The sequence below is a fragment of the Kribbella sp. NPDC048915 genome (assembly GCF_040649595.1).
Lineage (GTDB): Bacteria > Actinomycetota > Actinomycetes > Propionibacteriales > Kribbellaceae > Kribbella.
Map to the genome: position 1 here is coordinate 24,414 of NZ_JBEZFT010000008.1, position 14,013 is coordinate 38,426.

General features: G+C 68.1%; 14 protein-coding genes. 6 read left to right on the top strand and 8 right to left on the bottom strand.

Features of this window, described 5'->3' with window-relative positions; translation table 11 throughout:
• The first annotated feature begins 418 nt into the window (after positions 1–418).
• The 4 genes from AB0B82_RS06715 (at position 419) to AB0B82_RS06730 (ending at position 4,720) form a co-directional block, all read left to right on the top strand.
• A complete protein-coding gene (locus tag AB0B82_RS06715; protein ID WP_360163425.1) occupies positions 419–1,468 on the top strand; it encodes a LacI family DNA-binding transcriptional regulator in 1,050 nt (349 codons plus the stop codon).
• Positions 1,469–1,557: 89 nt separating this feature from the next.
• Positions 1,558–2,859, top strand: a complete 1,302-nt coding sequence (locus AB0B82_RS06720; protein ID WP_360163427.1) for an extracellular solute-binding protein — start codon at positions 1,558–1,560, stop codon at positions 2,857–2,859.
• Positions 2,860–2,873: 14 nt separating this feature from the next.
• Positions 2,874–3,830 (top strand): sugar ABC transporter permease, encoded by a 957-nt coding sequence (locus tag AB0B82_RS06725; RefSeq protein WP_360163429.1) that lies wholly within the window; start codon positions 2,874–2,876, stop codon positions 3,828–3,830.
• Positions 3,827–4,720, top strand: coding sequence for a carbohydrate ABC transporter permease (locus AB0B82_RS06730; RefSeq protein WP_360163431.1), 894 nt, complete (start codon positions 3,827–3,829; stop codon positions 4,718–4,720). The genes AB0B82_RS06725 and AB0B82_RS06730 overlap by 4 nt, the downstream gene beginning before the upstream one ends.
• 205 nt (positions 4,721–4,925) lie before the next feature.
• Here AB0B82_RS06730 and AB0B82_RS06735 read toward each other — a convergent pair whose 3' ends face one another.
• From AB0B82_RS06735 to AB0B82_RS06770, 8 genes are all read right to left on the bottom strand, one after another.
• Positions 4,926–5,063 (bottom strand): hypothetical protein, encoded by a 138-nt coding sequence (locus tag AB0B82_RS06735; protein ID WP_360163433.1) that lies wholly within the window; start codon positions 5,061–5,063, stop codon positions 4,926–4,928.
• A 275-nt stretch (positions 5,064–5,338) separates the two neighbouring features.
• Positions 5,339–5,689: a YciI family protein gene (locus AB0B82_RS06740; RefSeq protein WP_360163435.1), complete on the bottom strand. Its 351-nt coding sequence runs from the start codon at positions 5,687–5,689 to the stop codon at positions 5,339–5,341.
• 221 nt (positions 5,690–5,910) lie between these two features.
• A complete protein-coding gene (locus AB0B82_RS06745) occupies positions 5,911–6,690 on the bottom strand; it encodes a sugar phosphate isomerase/epimerase family protein (protein ID WP_360163437.1) in 780 nt (259 codons plus the stop codon).
• Between the two features lie 2 nt (positions 6,691–6,692).
• Positions 6,693–7,559: a carbohydrate ABC transporter permease gene (locus AB0B82_RS06750; protein WP_360163439.1), complete on the bottom strand. Its 867-nt coding sequence runs from the start codon at positions 7,557–7,559 to the stop codon at positions 6,693–6,695.
• The gene (locus tag AB0B82_RS06755; RefSeq protein ID WP_360163441.1) at positions 7,549–8,496 is read right to left on the bottom strand and encodes a sugar ABC transporter permease; all 948 of its coding nucleotides are present in this window, start codon (positions 8,494–8,496) and stop codon (positions 7,549–7,551) included. Before AB0B82_RS06755 ends, AB0B82_RS06750 begins: the two co-directional genes overlap by 11 nt.
• A 5-nt stretch (positions 8,497–8,501) precedes the next feature.
• Positions 8,502–9,806: a sugar ABC transporter substrate-binding protein gene (locus AB0B82_RS06760; RefSeq protein WP_360163443.1), complete on the bottom strand. Its 1,305-nt coding sequence runs from the start codon at positions 9,804–9,806 to the stop codon at positions 8,502–8,504.
• A gap of 8 nt (positions 9,807–9,814) precedes the next feature.
• Complete coding sequence (locus AB0B82_RS06765) at positions 9,815–10,957, bottom strand: enolase C-terminal domain-like protein (protein WP_360163445.1); 1,143 nt, start codon at positions 10,955–10,957, stop codon at positions 9,815–9,817.
• Positions 10,958–10,996: 39 nt separating this feature from the next.
• Positions 10,997–12,031: a hydroxyacid dehydrogenase gene (locus AB0B82_RS06770; RefSeq protein WP_360163447.1), complete on the bottom strand. Its 1,035-nt coding sequence runs from the start codon at positions 12,029–12,031 to the stop codon at positions 10,997–10,999.
• A gap of 94 nt (positions 12,032–12,125) precedes the next feature.
• Here AB0B82_RS06770 and AB0B82_RS06775 point away from each other — a divergent pair, with 94 nt between their 5' ends.
• Positions 12,126–13,025, top strand: coding sequence for a LysR substrate-binding domain-containing protein (locus AB0B82_RS06775; protein ID WP_360163449.1), 900 nt, complete (start codon positions 12,126–12,128; stop codon positions 13,023–13,025).
• A 35-nt stretch (positions 13,026–13,060) separates the two neighbouring features.
• On the top strand, positions 13,061–14,005 hold the full coding sequence (locus AB0B82_RS06780) for an SDR family NAD(P)-dependent oxidoreductase (protein WP_360163451.1): 945 nt from the start codon (positions 13,061–13,063) through the stop codon (positions 14,003–14,005).
• The last annotated feature ends 8 nt before the right edge of the window (positions 14,006–14,013 follow it).

Sequence of the window (14,013 nt, forward strand, 5' to 3'; positions counted from 1 at the left end):
GGTGTGCACGCTCGACAGTTCGTGTGGTGTGGGGCGGGTGTGTTCGGTGGCTCATTCACGCTCAGCTGTGGCACCTGGCACGGGAGACGTCCTGTCCACCTGACACGCGCCGCGCGCCCGAGCGTCCTCGGTTCCATCACTACGACCACCGAATCCAGACCAGGCCGTGTCAATCAGCTAGGAGAGTTTCTCGGACGACGATGGAGGATTTGCCCCGCCAGACGGCAGAAAACCCTCCTAAGATCGACGGCTGCAAGAGCAGGGGCCACACGGTCCTGGCGATGCTCGCTCTCGGCGGCTACCGCGCACCGTTCCCGGGCACAACCTCGCCCGCATCGGTCGGCAGACCTCGTTGAACGGGTGCCCTGCGTCACGCTCCGCTGCATGACAACGTGGGTCAAATGTGAGAATGGGCACCATGCGTCCCACCGTCAAAGATGTCGCCAAGCTCGCCGGGGTGTCGCCGAAGACGGTGTCGAACGTGATCAACGGCGTCGTCTTCGTGCGCCCCGAGACCCGCGCCCGGGTGGAGAGTGCGCTCGCCGAGCTCGACTACGTGCCGAACATGAGCGCCCGCGGTCTGCGCAACGGCCGGTCCGGGATGATCGCGCTCGCGCTGCCGGACCTGCTCCGGCCGTACTCGGCGGAGATCGTCCACCTGGTCGTTGAGCTCGCGCACGAGCGCGGCTGGGGTGTGCAGATCGAGCAGACCGCTGCCGAGCCGAAGCGTGAGTTCGAGCTGTTGTCGAAGGCCCGCGCGTACCTGGTGGACGGCCTGATCCTGAACCCGGTCAACCTCGACGACAGCGCGGTCATGTCGGCCGGTCCGCTGCCCCCGGTGGTGCTGATCGGTGACGTCGATCAGGACGTGGTCAGCCAGGTCGCGATCGACAACGTCGCGGCCGCCCGGGACATGACGAAGTACTTGCTGGGCAAGGGCTGCCGGCGGATCGCGGCCGTCGGTACGCCGGAGATCCCGCGCGGATCGAGCGGCGCGGGCGTCCTCGCGGGATCGGCCGACGCTCCCGGTACGGCGGCGTCGCGGCTGCGGACCGTCGGGTACCGCGAGGCGCTTGAGGAGGCCGGCGTACCGGTCGAACCGTCGCTCCAGATAAGTCTGGATCGCTGGCGTCCCGAGGGCGCCGCGACGGTGGTGGGGAAGTACCTGGCCGAGCACGAGTTGCCGGACGCGTTCTTCTGCTTCACCGACACGATCGCATCCGGCACGTTGTCGGCGCTGTGGAGTGCTGGTGTCGACGTTCCCGGGCAGACGCTGGTCGCCGGGTTCGACAACATCCTCGAGAGCCAGTTCATGATCCCGCCGCTGACGACCGTGGACTTCGACCGGCGGCAGTTCGTCGCCTCGGCTCTCGATCTGCTGGCCGAGCGGATGGCCGACAAGGCGGCTCCGGCGCGCAGAGTGATGATTCCGCACCGGATCGTCCAGCGCGCCAGCACCGAACGCTAACGGAAACAATTCCACAAAATCACACATCTGAACCTTGTGCCGGCCATTCTAACGATGTAATCATCGGTCCCGCCCCCGAAGGAGACCGAATGAGTGAAGATTTCTCCCGGCGCAGCCTGCTGAAGGCGATGACCTCGATGGCGGCGCTGGCCGGTGGCGGGTTACTCGCCGGCTGTGCGCCCGGCGCCTCCCGCTCGACGAGCGAGCTGGACTACTGGCACCTCTTGACCGGTGGTGACGGGACGGTGATGGCGAACCTGGTGGACGCCGTCAACGCCGCGAACCTCGGATTCCGCACCACCCAGACGGTGCTCGCCTGGGGACCGCCGTACTACACGAAACTCGCGATGGCCTCGGCCGGCGGCCGCGCCCCGGACGTGGCGATCATGCACGCGTCCCGGATCGCGGGCTACGCGCCCGGCGGCCTGCTCGAGCCGTGGGACCTCGACCTGCTCGCCGAGGCCGGACTGCACGAGAAGGACTTCCCGGCGCGCGTCTGGGAGAAGTGTCAGTACGACGGGAAGCTGTACGCGATCGCGCTGGACACCCACCCGTTCGTGCTCTACTACAACACCGAGCACGCCGAGAAGGCCGGCGTCACCGAGGCGCTGCACACGCTGAAGAGCCCGGAGGAGTTCACCGAGGTCGCGACCAGGCTGCAGAAGGTCACCGGCAAGCACGGCCTGTCCTACGGCTATCTCGGCGACGGCGCACAGATGTGGCGCCTGTGGTACACGCTCTACAAGCAGACCGGCGCCGAGATGACACTCGAGCCGGGCCGGCCCGCGCAGGTCGACAAGGACGCCGCGGTCAAGACGCTGACCTTCGTCCAGTCCTTGCTCAACGACACGATCGCGTCCCGCAGCGGTGACGGCGGTACGGCGACCAGCGAGTTCCTGCACGGCGACAGCGGCATGTTCCTCGGCGGTGTCTGGGAGCTCCCGGTGCTGAAGGACGCGAAGCTACCGGTCGACGCGGTGCCGATCCCGACCATGTTCGGGACGCCGGCGGCCTACGCCGACTCGCACACGTTCGTGCTGCCGCGGCAGTCCAAGGAGTCGCCGGAGCGCCGCAAGCACGTCTACACGATGGTGGCCGAGCTGCTGAAGCGGTCGGTGAAGTGGGCCGACGGCGGTCACATCCCGGCGTACCAACCGGTCGCGGCGAGCCCTGAGTACCAGGCATTGAAGCCACAGTCGAACTACGCGGGCATCCCGGAGTACGTGAACTACGACCCGGACGTGTGGTTCAGCGGCGCGGGCAGCGACTTCCAGAACTACTTCGCCGAGAACGTGCAGAACGTGTACCTCGGCAGTGGCGACCCGGCGGCCGGGTTCGACGGTTTCGTGGCGCGGCTGAACAAGCTGCTCGACCGGCCGCAGCCGGTGTGAGAGGAGAGATCGAGATGTCGTCAGACCTGTCGACGGCCGTCGACACACCGGCCGCGCCCGCGCAGCAGACCGACTCCCAAGGCGCTCAGGGCAAGGCCCGGGCCAGACGTGGTGAGACGCTCACCGGATGGGCGTTCGCGGCGCCGTTCGCGCTGTTGTTCGGGCTCTTCCTCGTGGTGCCGGCGCTGTACGGCCTGTACCTGAGTTTCACCGGCGAGACGCTGACCGGTGCGGGCAGCGAGCTCATCGGCTTGACGAACTACGCCGAGGCGCTGCGCGACCCGGACATGTGGCGCTCGCTCGGGAACACGTTGTGGTTCACGGTGCTGAGCACGGTTCCGCTGGTGGTCTTGTCGCTGGCGTTCGCGTTGTTGGTGAACCTCGGCCTCCCCGGGCGCTGGCTGTGGCGGTTGTCGTTCTTCCTGCCGTATCTGCTCGCGTCGACCGTCGTGGTGATGTTCTGGAGCTGGATGTACAACCCGACGCTCGGATTGATCAACGGCGTCCTCGAGACGTTCGGCGCCGGTCCGGTGGCGTGGCTGCAGGATCCGAAGGTGGCGATGATCTCGGTCGTGGTCACCACGCTGTGGTGGACGATCGGGTTCAACTTCCTGCTCTACCTGGCCGCGCTGCAGAACATCCCCGAGCAGCAGTTCGAGGCCGCCGCGATCGACGGTGCCGGCAAGTGGCGGCAGCTGTTCTCGATCGTGATCCCGCAGCTACACCCGACCACCGCGCTGATCCTGGTGCTCCAGATCCTCGCGTCGCTGAAGGTGTTCGACCAGATCTATATGCTCACCAACGGCGGTCCGGCCGGGACGACACGGTCGATCGTGCAGTACATCTACGAGTCCGGCTTCACCGGCTACCGGTTCGGCTACTCGTCGGCCATCTCGTACCTGTTCTTCGCGCTGATCGTCCTGGTGTCGCTGGCGCAGTACAAGCTGATCAACCGCAGGAGCGCCGCATGAGCACGTATTCGCTGGCCCGCAACGTCCGTCCGGGCCGGAAGCAGACGCACAAGCCCGGTGAGAACCCGTGGAGCGTGTCCAGGATGGCGGCGTTGCTGGTGCTGGCGGTGCTGGCCGCCACCTGGCTGGTGCCGTTCGCCTGGGCGGTGATCACGTCGATGAAGAGCGAGGCCGACGCCGGCGCGCCAGGCATCACGCTGAGCCCGCCGGACGGGTTCAGCTTCGAGGCGTACCGCAAGGTGCTGTCGGCGGGCGACATCCCGATGTGGGCGTGGAACAGCCTGTTCACGTCGGTGGCGATCACGCTGATCACGGTCGCGACGTCGGCGCTGGCCGGGTACGCGTTCTCGCGGGTGAACTTCCAGGGCAAGCGCTGGCTGTACGCCGCGATCATCGCCGCAATCATCATCCCGCCGCAGCTGCTGATCGTGCCGCTGTTCCGGCAGATGCTGGCGTTCAATCTGGTCGACACCTACTGGGGCATCATCCTGCCGCAGGCGTTCGCGCCGGCGATGGTGCTGATCCTCAAGCGGTTCTTCGACCAGATCCCGGTCGAACTGGAGGACGCCGCGCGCGTCGACGGCGCCGGGCGGCTGCGGGTGTTCTGGTCCGTCGTACTGCCGTTGTCGCGGCCGATCCTGGCGGCGGTGGCGATCTTCGTGTTCATCGGTGCGTGGAACAACTTCCTGTGGCCGTTCATCGTGACCACGGACGCGGACCTGATGACGCTGCCGGTCGGCCTGCAGACGGTGAAGAGCGCCTACGGGCTGCAGTACGCCCAGAACATGGCCTCCGCCATCCTCGCCGCGCTGCCGCTGGTCGTCGTCTTCCTCTTCTTCCAGCGCCAAATCATCAAGGGCATCGCCACCACCGGCTTCGGCGGGCAGTAGTCCGGTAAGGAAGTTGATGAGGCCGCAGGACCACGCCGGGAGGAGTCGCGGCCATCGAACAAGTCACGATCCCTTGAAAACGTCGTCACTCTCAGCGAGGGTTGCCTGGTCGAACCGCCATCACTCGGGGGCAGTTACCGATGAGAGAAGGGGGAAGTGTGTCAGCGATGAGTAGGCTCGCCGAGCAGTGCCGTGGTGTGAGGAGTCACGGCAACGAGGGGCTCGGACGGGCTTCGGTCCAGACCGCGGTGTGCACCGGCATCCACGAGGTGAACTCGTCGATCCCGTCGGGGCAGCCGCGACGCGTGGCGTTGCTGCGGTTGAGCAACGGAATGACGACCACGCTCCGACTCAGGCCCGGTGTCCCGGCACCGGCGCCCGGCACGACCGTTCAGGTCCGAGGTGGCCGGGGCCTGGGTGACCAGCCCGCGTCAGGTGGGGTCATCCTCGCGTCGGCCTGACAACCACAACGATCAGTGACTCGCCGGTCTCAGGTGTCCAACGCCCAGCTGAGCCCGGCAAGTCCCTGGACGCCCGTCGGAGGGGCTGGACCAACTGTTCAGCGCTGTCATCAGCCCGAGATCAGCTCAGGTATCAGCTCAGGCATCAGCCCGGCGGTCAGGGCTGCATCGGATCGGTGAACTCGCGGATCTCGATCGGCGAGTACCGCGCCTCGGGCAGCCGCGCCGCGATCTCGGCGGCGCGTTCGGCAGTGCAGTCGACGACGTAGTACCCGGCCAGAACCTCTTTCGCCTCGGTGAACGGCCCGTCGGTCACGGCCGGCACCCCGTCCACGACCCGCACCACGCGGGCGTTCGCGGTGGTCAGCCCGATCCCGTCGACCAGTTCACCCTTCGCCGTCAGCTCGTCGGCGAGTGCCCGGTGCTGGTCCATCACGTGCTCGATCCCTTCGCCGTGCAGGGTGTTCCAGGTGTCGTCGTTCCCGTAGATCAGCAACATGTACTTCATGTGCATACCTCCCGTCACGGGGTACGTCGGAACACCGACGGTCCCCTCGACATCCACGCCGAGGGGCCCACGGTAGCGCCTACCAGGCGGCCCCGGCGGGCGCCCGCCGCTCGACGCGGCATGGGTTCACCCATGGTGTTGTGGGTTCCCAACCCCTGTGAACGGTCAGGAACCCACAACACGGTGGGTAAACCCACCGTGCGGCGAGAGTGCGGGTTGCTTCAGCGGTTCGGGTACTGGGCGGCGGACGTGACGGCGAAGTGGAGATCCCGCCGGAGGCGGTCCTCGACCGGTACGGCGGGGTCGGAGTACTGGCCGGTGAGGCAGATCGGGCCGGTGTAGCCGAGGGTGTGAAGGGTCGCGAAGACGGCCGGCCAGTCGGACAGGCCGTCGTCGGCTTCGACGAAGTTCGTCCTCCAGCCGGTGTCGCTGCGGACATAGTGCACGTTCTTCAGGTTGACGATGCCGAGGCGGCCGGCGCCGAGTTCGAGGGTGATCGCGGGATGGTCGCCGGCGAGGGCGTCGTGCGCGGCGTCCCAGACGAGCTTGAACCGATCGGGGAGACCGTCGAGCAACTGCAGTACGCCGAGCGTCGACGACACGTAGCGCCCGTGATGTGGCTGGACGCCGACCTGGACGTCGTACCGTTCCGTCAGGGCGACCGCGTTCTCCAGCAGTTCCCGGTTGCGCCGGACGGACGCGGCGTACCCGTCGGTGCCGAGTTCGGCCATGATCCGGATCATCGGTACGCCGGCGTCGGCACACGCGGCGAACACCGGCTCGGACAGGTCGCTCGCCACGCTGATGGGTTCGACGCCCGAGGCTCGGAGCTGCGCGGCGAACTTCGGCAATTCGGCCTCGGCGGACGCCGGTGTGACATAGGCGGTGTCGCGGACCGGGACCTCGGTGCCGCCGAACCCGAGCCCTGCGACCAGCTGCCCGAGCTCGTCACCGGGCAGACCGATCCACGGCTTGGTGAAGACGGACCACAGATAGGACATGTTCAGCGGCCTCCCAGCCCACTCATGGTGATACCTCGGACGAACCAGCGTTGGGTGAGGAAGAACAGCACGATCAACGGGATCGTGGTGACGGTCGCGGCCATCAGCAGCAGGTTCCACTGCGTGCCGTTGGTGTCCTGGAACACCTGCAGCCCGACCGCGGCGGTGCGGGTGGCGTCACTGTTGGAGATCACCAGCGGCCAGAGCAGGTTGTTCCACTGGCCGATGAACTTGAAGACCGCGAGGGTCGCGATCGCCGGCACCGCGAGCGGCACGATGATCCGCAGGAACGCCTGCCACCGGTTCGCGCCGTCCAGCCGGGCGGCTTCCTCGTAGTCGCGCGGGATGCCGAGGAAGAACTGCCGCAGCAGGAACACGCCGATCGCGGTGAACGCGTGCGGCAGAATCATGCCCGGCCAGGTGTCGATGCCGTGCAGCTTCGCCACCAGGACGAACTGCGGGATCAGCGTCACCTGCGACGGGATCATCAGCGTCGCGAGGTAGATCCCGAACAGCCAGCTGCGGCCGGGGAAGTTCAGCCGGGCGAAGGCGTACGCCGCGAGCGCCGCGGTCACCGTTTCCAGGATCGTGGTCCCGGCGGCGAAGTAGATCGTGTTCAGCAGGTACTTGCCGAGCGGAACGAGCTCGAACGCCCGGGTGAGGTTCTCGGGATGCCAGCTGCTCGGCCAGAACGACGGTTTGGCGGCCATCGACTCGCTGTCGGACTGGAAGGCGACCAGCACCATCATGACGACCGGGATCAGCGTGACCGCGGTGACCAGGAAGCAGGTGAAGACGATCAGCTTCCGTCGAAGGTCCCCGGCCGGTGAGCGCGTGGACAGGGGAGCGGACAAGGTCTCAGTTGTCATAGTGCACCAGCCTCCGCTGGAACAGGAACTGCATCGCGGTGATCACCACGATGAACGCGAACAGGACCAGCGACTGCGCAGCGGCGTACCCCTGGTCGTAGTTCTCGAAGCCGGTCCGGTAGATGTACATGACCAGCGTCGTGGTGCGGGTGCCGGGACCACCGTTGGTCATGATCAGCGCCTGGTCGAAGACCTGGAACGACCCGATCACCGACGTCACCACGACGAAGAACAGGGCCGGGGAGAGCATCGGCAAGGTGATGTGCCGGAAGCTCGTCCATGGCGTCGTACCGTCGACGCGACCGGCCTCGTACAGCTGCTGCGGGATCGCCTGGAGCCCGGCGAGGAACACGACCATGCCGAAGCCGAAGCTCTTCCACACGCTCATCAGGATCAGCGCCGGCATCGCCCAGGTGTCGGAGATCAGCCAGGCGGGGCCGTTGATCCCGAACCATCCGAGCACGGCGTTCACCAGGCCGTCGTGCGGAATGTACAGCCAGATCCAGACGAACGCGACCGCCACCGTGATCGTGGCGTAGGGCAACAACAGCAGCGACCGGAAAACCGCGATCCGCCGGACGGCTTGATTGAGCAGCACGGCGAGCGCCAGGCTGACAAGGATCGTGAGCGGGACGCTGACCAGGGTGAAGTACGCCGTGTTGCCGAGCGCGGACCAGAACGTCGGATCAGGACCGAGCCGGGCGAAGTTGCGAAGTCCGGCCCAGGTGGGTGCGCTGAACAGGTTCCAGTCCAGCAGCGAGATCACACCGGCCGCGACGACAGGTCCGGCGGTGAAGATGAGGAAGCCGATCAGGCTGGGCAGCAGGAACAGCCAGGCGGTCAGTGCCTCGCGGCTGCGCCAGCGCGGGGTTCGGTGCCTGGCGGGCACCCGGTCTGCAGCCGTGGTGGGAACCGGCGCGGTGTCGAGGGCGGTCACGAGGTTCACCCCTTCCTGGCGGTAGCTTGGCGGGTGGTGTCGAGGTGCTGCCGCATCAGGACGTCGAGCCGCGGTGTGAGGTCGGCGACGGCGCCGGCGACCGGCACCTGGCCGAGGAACGTGCGGGGCAGATCCTGACCGAGCAGTTGCTTGACCTGGTTCCAGTTCGTGGTGACGTCAAAGGCGTGACCGCCGGCGACCTTGCCGGCCAGGATGTCCTGGACGATTCCGAGGTTGTCGGGCGGCGGCCGGAACGCGCTGCCCGCGCTGAGCCGCGCGGGGTTGTTGCGGCCGGCCTTGGCGTAGATGTCCAGCGCGCCGGTGCTGGTGAGTGTCTTCAGCAGTTTCCAGGCCAGGTCGAGCTCGGCGCCCTCGCGCACCCCGGACGGGATTGCGAAGCTGGAGCCGGAGACGCGTGGCGTGCTCCCGTTGGCGCCCGCCGGGAACGGGATGATGTCCCAGTCGAACTTCGCCTTCCGGACGTTCACCACCTGCCACGGACCGTTCTGCATGAACGCGACGTTGCCCTGCAGGAAATTCGACAACGAGGACTCGGTGACCAGGTTCTTGATCGGTGGTGTCACCTTGTCCTTGGTGAACAGGTCGATGACGAACTGCAGGGCCGCCATCGCCTCGGGCTCGCCGAGGATGCTGCGGCTGCCGTCGTCGCTCATCACATTGCCGCCGGCGCAGTAGATCCACGACACCAGGTCGTCGATCGACGGCGAGCAGGTGAACCCGTACTGCTCGCCTGGCCGGGTGAGCTGTTTCGCCAGGTCGCGGAACGTCGCCCACGACATCGGCTCGGTCCGCGACGGCAGCGCGATGCCCTGCTTGGTCAGCAGGTCCTTGTTATAGTACATGACCGTCGGCGCGACGTCGAAGCCGATCGCGTACGTCTTGCCGTTGAAGCTCGAGATCTGCCGGCTGGTGCGGTAGAAGTCGTCGGCGTCGAAGTCCGGGTCGTCGGCGATCAGGTCGTCGAGCGGCCGGTGCGCGCCGCGGGCGGCGTACGTCGGGATCAGCGTGCCGTTGAGCGCGGTGACGAGGCTCGCCGTACCGCTGACGAGTTGCAGGTCGAGCTTGGTCGGGTAACCGCCCGACGGGGTCAGGGTGGCGACCGACCGTACGCCGAGCTGCTGCTCGACATAGGTTCCGAAGTCTTCCCACACCTTCTTCTCGGCGGCGCTGCTGGACCACATGGACCAGGTCGCGGTGCCGGACGGCGGGCCGGACGAGCAGCCGGCCGCCAGTCCGAGACCCGCGGCACCGCTCAGTTGCAGGAAGCTGCGGCGGGACAGCGTGTTCATGGTTCTCCTCACCGGTAGAGCAGGTCGATCGACTCGGCGCGGATCCGCTCCTCGTCGACCTCGACGCCCAGTCCAGGGGCGGTGGGGACCGTCGCGACGGCCTTGGTGATGCGCAGCCCGTCCACGTACAGATTCGTCAGCAGCTCCGGCCCGTTGAGCTCGGCGGGCAGGGCGAGCTCGAGCTGGCTGAACACGTGCAGTGCGGCGGCGAACGCGATGCCGCAGTCGGTCAGGCCGCTGGCCAGCAGCTCGACGCCACCGGCGAGCGCGGTCTGCGCGGTCTTGAGTGCGTTGCGCAGACCGCCGGACTTGCAGACCTTGACCACGACCAGGTCGGCGGCGTCGAGCCGGATCGCGCGGGCGAGATCCTGGGCGGAGAAGCTGCCTTCGTCGATCGCGACCGGAAGGCCGATCAGCTCGCGGACGCGCTGCATGGCGAGCGTGTCGGTGCTGGGGACCGGCTGCTCCACGCAGTGGATCGTGCGTACGTGCGCGGTCCGGTCGAGCAGTTGCCGTAGCGCGGCCGGCCGATACGACTGGTTGGCGTCCAGCCACAGCGGTTTGCCGTCGGCAACGTCCGCGACCGTCTCGATCGCGGCGCTGTCGGCGTCCAGGTCGCCGCCGATCTTGATCTTGTACGCCGCATAATCCGACGACTCGAGCGCGTGCTCGCGGACCGCGTCCTGGTCGCCGACCCCGATCGCCGAGCAGAGCGGGATCTCGTCGTGCACCTTGCCACCGAGCAGCGCGTGCACGGGGACACCGGCGAGCTTCCCGGCCGCGTCGTGCATCGCCACGTCCACGGCCGCGCGGGCGAACGGGAAGCCGTTCGAGACGGCGGGGCTGAGCCGTTTGGCGGCGGTCTGGTGGAACAGCTCGACGTCGAACGGCGTGAGCTCGAGCAGGATCGGTGCGAGGTGCCGGCGGATGACGACCGCCATCGTCTCGGCGGTCTCGTAGCTCCAGGACGGGAGCGCGCGCTGCTCGCCCCAGCCGACGACGCCGTCCTCGGTGGTGAGCTTCACGAAGATCACCGCGCCGGACTGGTCGGGGGCCGCGCCGGGGGAGCCGACCGCGCCGCTGCCGAGGACGAACCGGCGGGCGAACGGCACCGCGACCGGAAACACCTCGACCTGGGTGATGCGGGACATGACGGTCCTTTCAGCAGTCGTTGGTCGCCGTGCCGCCGGCTAGGCGGCGATCGACCAGACGGCGGGGTCGACGAAGCTGGGACCGCGAGTGCCGTCCTCGAGCCAGCGCAGCGCGTCGGTGATCACGTAGCCGGCCAGCGCGAGATGGCCTTCAGCGGTGTCCCCGGCGATGTGCGGCGTGAGCAGCAGGTTCGGCGACTGGAGGATCGTGGGCCCGAACGTCGGTGGCTCGGGATCGTAGACGTCCAGCGCCGCGTGGATACGGCCGTCCAGGGCATGGTCGAGCAGCGCCTGCTGGTCGACGGCCGGTCCGCGCGACGAGTTCACGACGATCGCGCCGTCGGGCAGGTGCGCGATCAGCTCGCGGGAGATCATGCCCTTGGTCTCGGGCACGTTCGGCACGTGGATCGACAGGAACGTGCTCGCGGCGGTTTCCACAAGGTCTGCCCGCCGTACGCCGAGTTCGGCCGCGCGCTCCGGGCTCAGGTACGGGTCGTACACGACGATGTCGCAGCCGAACGGTTTGAGCAGCGTGATCAGTGCGCGCGCCGTACTGCTCGCGCCGATGATGCCGACCTGCGCGCCGGCCAGTTCGTGGCCGCGGAACGCGGTCTGCTTCCAGCCGCCGGCGCGGATCGCATCGTCGAAGCGCGGCAGCCGCCGGGCCAGTGTGAGCATCGACGCGAGGCAGTACTCGCCGACCGACCAGGCGATCCGCGGGCCGGCCGAGAAGACGCCGACACCCTGGTCGAGGATCGCGGGATCGATCAGGTTCTTCACGGTGCCGGCCGCGTGCGCGACGACCTTCGGACCGGCCCCGTCCGACCACAGCTGCTTGTCGAGCCGCGGCGTACCCCAACTGGTCAGCAGGACGTCGGCGCCGGCGGCGAGCTCGGGCACGGCGTCCGGGCGGATCGCGGGGGGCCGAGCGACGTCGCCCGGACCGGTGGCGTGGTCGGCGGTCGCCCAGACCACCTCGAAGCGGTCATCGAGCAGCGCGCGGGTGTCCGGGTCGATCACGTCGGCGGCGCGTTCGGGTGAGATCAGGGCGGCGAGTTTGAGGGTGGGGGGCACCGGGACAGCTCCTTCGTTCGGCGTAAGGCGAAGGTATGTGCTCGCTGTTATGCAGGTCCAAGCCCATTTACGTATGGACCGATACCGTGCTTGCATGGCCGCCATGGACCTGTCACTTCAGCAACTCCGCGGCTTCGTGGCGGTCGCCGAGGAACTGCACTACGGCCGCGCCGCGCAACGGCTGAATCTGACCCAGCCGCCGCTGACCCGTCAGATCCAAGGCCTCGAACGGACCCTCGACGTCCGGCTGTTCGACCGCACCGGCCGAGGCGTCCGGCTGACCGCGGCCGGCGGCGTGTTCCTCGAGCATGCCCGCCGGGTGCTCGCCCTCCTCGAGGTCGCGCCCGAGGCGACCCGGCGCGCGGCGGACGGCACGACCGGAACGTTGCGGCTCGCGTTCACGGCGATCGGCGCGTACGCGGTCCTCGCCGACTTCCTGACCATGGTCGGCAAGCGCACGCCCGGGGTGACCGCGGAGCTGACCGAGCTGGTGAGCCCGGCTCAGTTCGAGGCGCTGGCGCACCTGGAGATCGACCTGGGCCTGGTTCGGCCGCCGATACCGGCGCAGTTCGAGTCGCTGCTGGTCCACTCGGAGGATCTGGTCCTCGCCGTTCCGGCCGCGCATCCGCTGGCGGACGGGGACGGGCCGGTGTCGCTGGTCGACGTCACCGACGACTACATCGGGTACAGCCCGGAGGGATCGCAGTACCTGCACGACATCTGTGCCGCGATGATCGGCATGGATCGGTACGCCGTGTCCCAGCTCGCGTCGCAGGTCCCGACCATGCTGGCGCTGGTGCGCGCCGGCCTCGGTTGCGCCTTGATCCCGCGTTCGATCATGGCGATGGGCGTCGAGGGCGTCCGGTATCGGGAACTTGACGCGGTCGACGCGCATTCGGTCACGCTGCACGCCTGCTGGAGCCCCGACAACCCGAACCCGGCGCTGCAGCGCCTGGCCGAATCACTGCGGAGCAACCCACAGCTCATGACTTGACCTAGAGTTTGCTCTAGCTCATAGCCTCGGTCGCCATGAGCGCACAGCACAAGATCGGCACGGGTTTCGGGCCTGACAGCACCGCGGACGACGTTCTGAGCGGGATCGACCTGACCGGCAAGCTCGCGATCGTCACCGGCGGATATTCCGGCATCGGCGTGGAGACCACGAAGGCACTCGCGCGCGCCGGTGCGCAGGTCGTCGTACCGGCCCGGCGGCCGGACGCGGCGCGCGAGATCCTCGGCGACCTGGCCGAGGTCGACGAACTGGACCTCGGGTCGCTGGACAGTGTCGCGGCGTTCGCCGACCGGTTCCTGGCGTCGGGACGGTCGATCGACATCGTCATCGACAACGCCGCCGTCATGGCCTCGCCCGAGACGCGGGTGGGACCGGGGTGGGAGGCACAGTTCGCGACCAACCACCTCGGACACTTCGCGCTGGTGAATCGGCTCTGGCCGGCGATCGCTGCCGAGGGCGGCGCGCGGGTCGTCTCGGTGTCGTCGAGCGGCCATCGGGGGTCCGACATCCGGTGGGACGACCTGGAGTTCCGGCTCGGGTACGACAAGTGGCAGGCCTACGGGCAGGCGAAGACCGCGAACGTCCTGTTCGCCGTCCAGCTCGATGCCTTCGGCAAAGATCTCGGCGTACGGGCGTTCGCGCTGCACCCGGGTGGCATCCAGACGCCGCTGCAACGGCACCTGACGCGCGACGAAATGATCGGGTACGGCTGGCTCGACGAGCACGGGAACCCGGTCGGCGGCGTGTTCAAGACCCCGGAGCAGGGCGCGGCGACGCAGGTCTGGGCAGCGACTTCGCCGCAGCTCGACGGGCTCGGCGGTGTGTTCCTCGAGGACTGCGAGGTCGCCGAGGTGTCGACCGACGACAGCCCGGGGGTACGGCCGTACGCGATCGATCCGCAGTCGGCCGAGCGGTTGTGGCGGGTCTCGGCGGCGCTCACCGGGGTGGACGCGTTCGCGTAGGCTGAGGA

Coding starts and splice junctions, on each gene's coding strand:
- AB0B82_RS06715 (WP_360163425.1), top strand. CDS start 419: ATGCGTCCCACCGTCAAAGATGTCGCCAAGCTCGCCGGGGTGTCGCCG.
- AB0B82_RS06720 (WP_360163427.1), top strand. CDS start 1,558: ATGAGTGAAGATTTCTCCCGGCGCAGCCTGCTGAAGGCGATGACCTCG.
- AB0B82_RS06725 (WP_360163429.1), top strand. CDS start 2,874: ATGTCGTCAGACCTGTCGACGGCCGTCGACACACCGGCCGCGCCCGCG.
- AB0B82_RS06730 (WP_360163431.1), top strand. CDS start 3,827: ATGAGCACGTATTCGCTGGCCCGCAACGTCCGTCCGGGCCGGAAGCAG.
- AB0B82_RS06740 (WP_360163435.1), bottom strand. CDS start 5,689: ATGAAGTACATGTTGCTGATCTACGGGAACGACGACACCTGGAACACC.
- AB0B82_RS06745 (WP_360163437.1), bottom strand. CDS start 6,690: ATGTCCTATCTGTGGTCCGTCTTCACCAAGCCGTGGATCGGTCTGCCC.
- AB0B82_RS06750 (WP_360163439.1), bottom strand. CDS start 7,559: ATGACAACTGAGACCTTGTCCGCTCCCCTGTCCACGCGCTCACCGGCC.
- AB0B82_RS06760 (WP_360163443.1), bottom strand. CDS start 9,806: ATGAACACGCTGTCCCGCCGCAGCTTCCTGCAACTGAGCGGTGCCGCG.
- AB0B82_RS06765 (WP_360163445.1), bottom strand. CDS start 10,957: ATGTCCCGCATCACCCAGGTCGAGGTGTTTCCGGTCGCGGTGCCGTTC.
- AB0B82_RS06775 (WP_360163449.1), top strand. CDS start 12,126: ATGGCCGCCATGGACCTGTCACTTCAGCAACTCCGCGGCTTCGTGGCG.
- AB0B82_RS06780 (WP_360163451.1), top strand. CDS start 13,061: ATGAGCGCACAGCACAAGATCGGCACGGGTTTCGGGCCTGACAGCACC.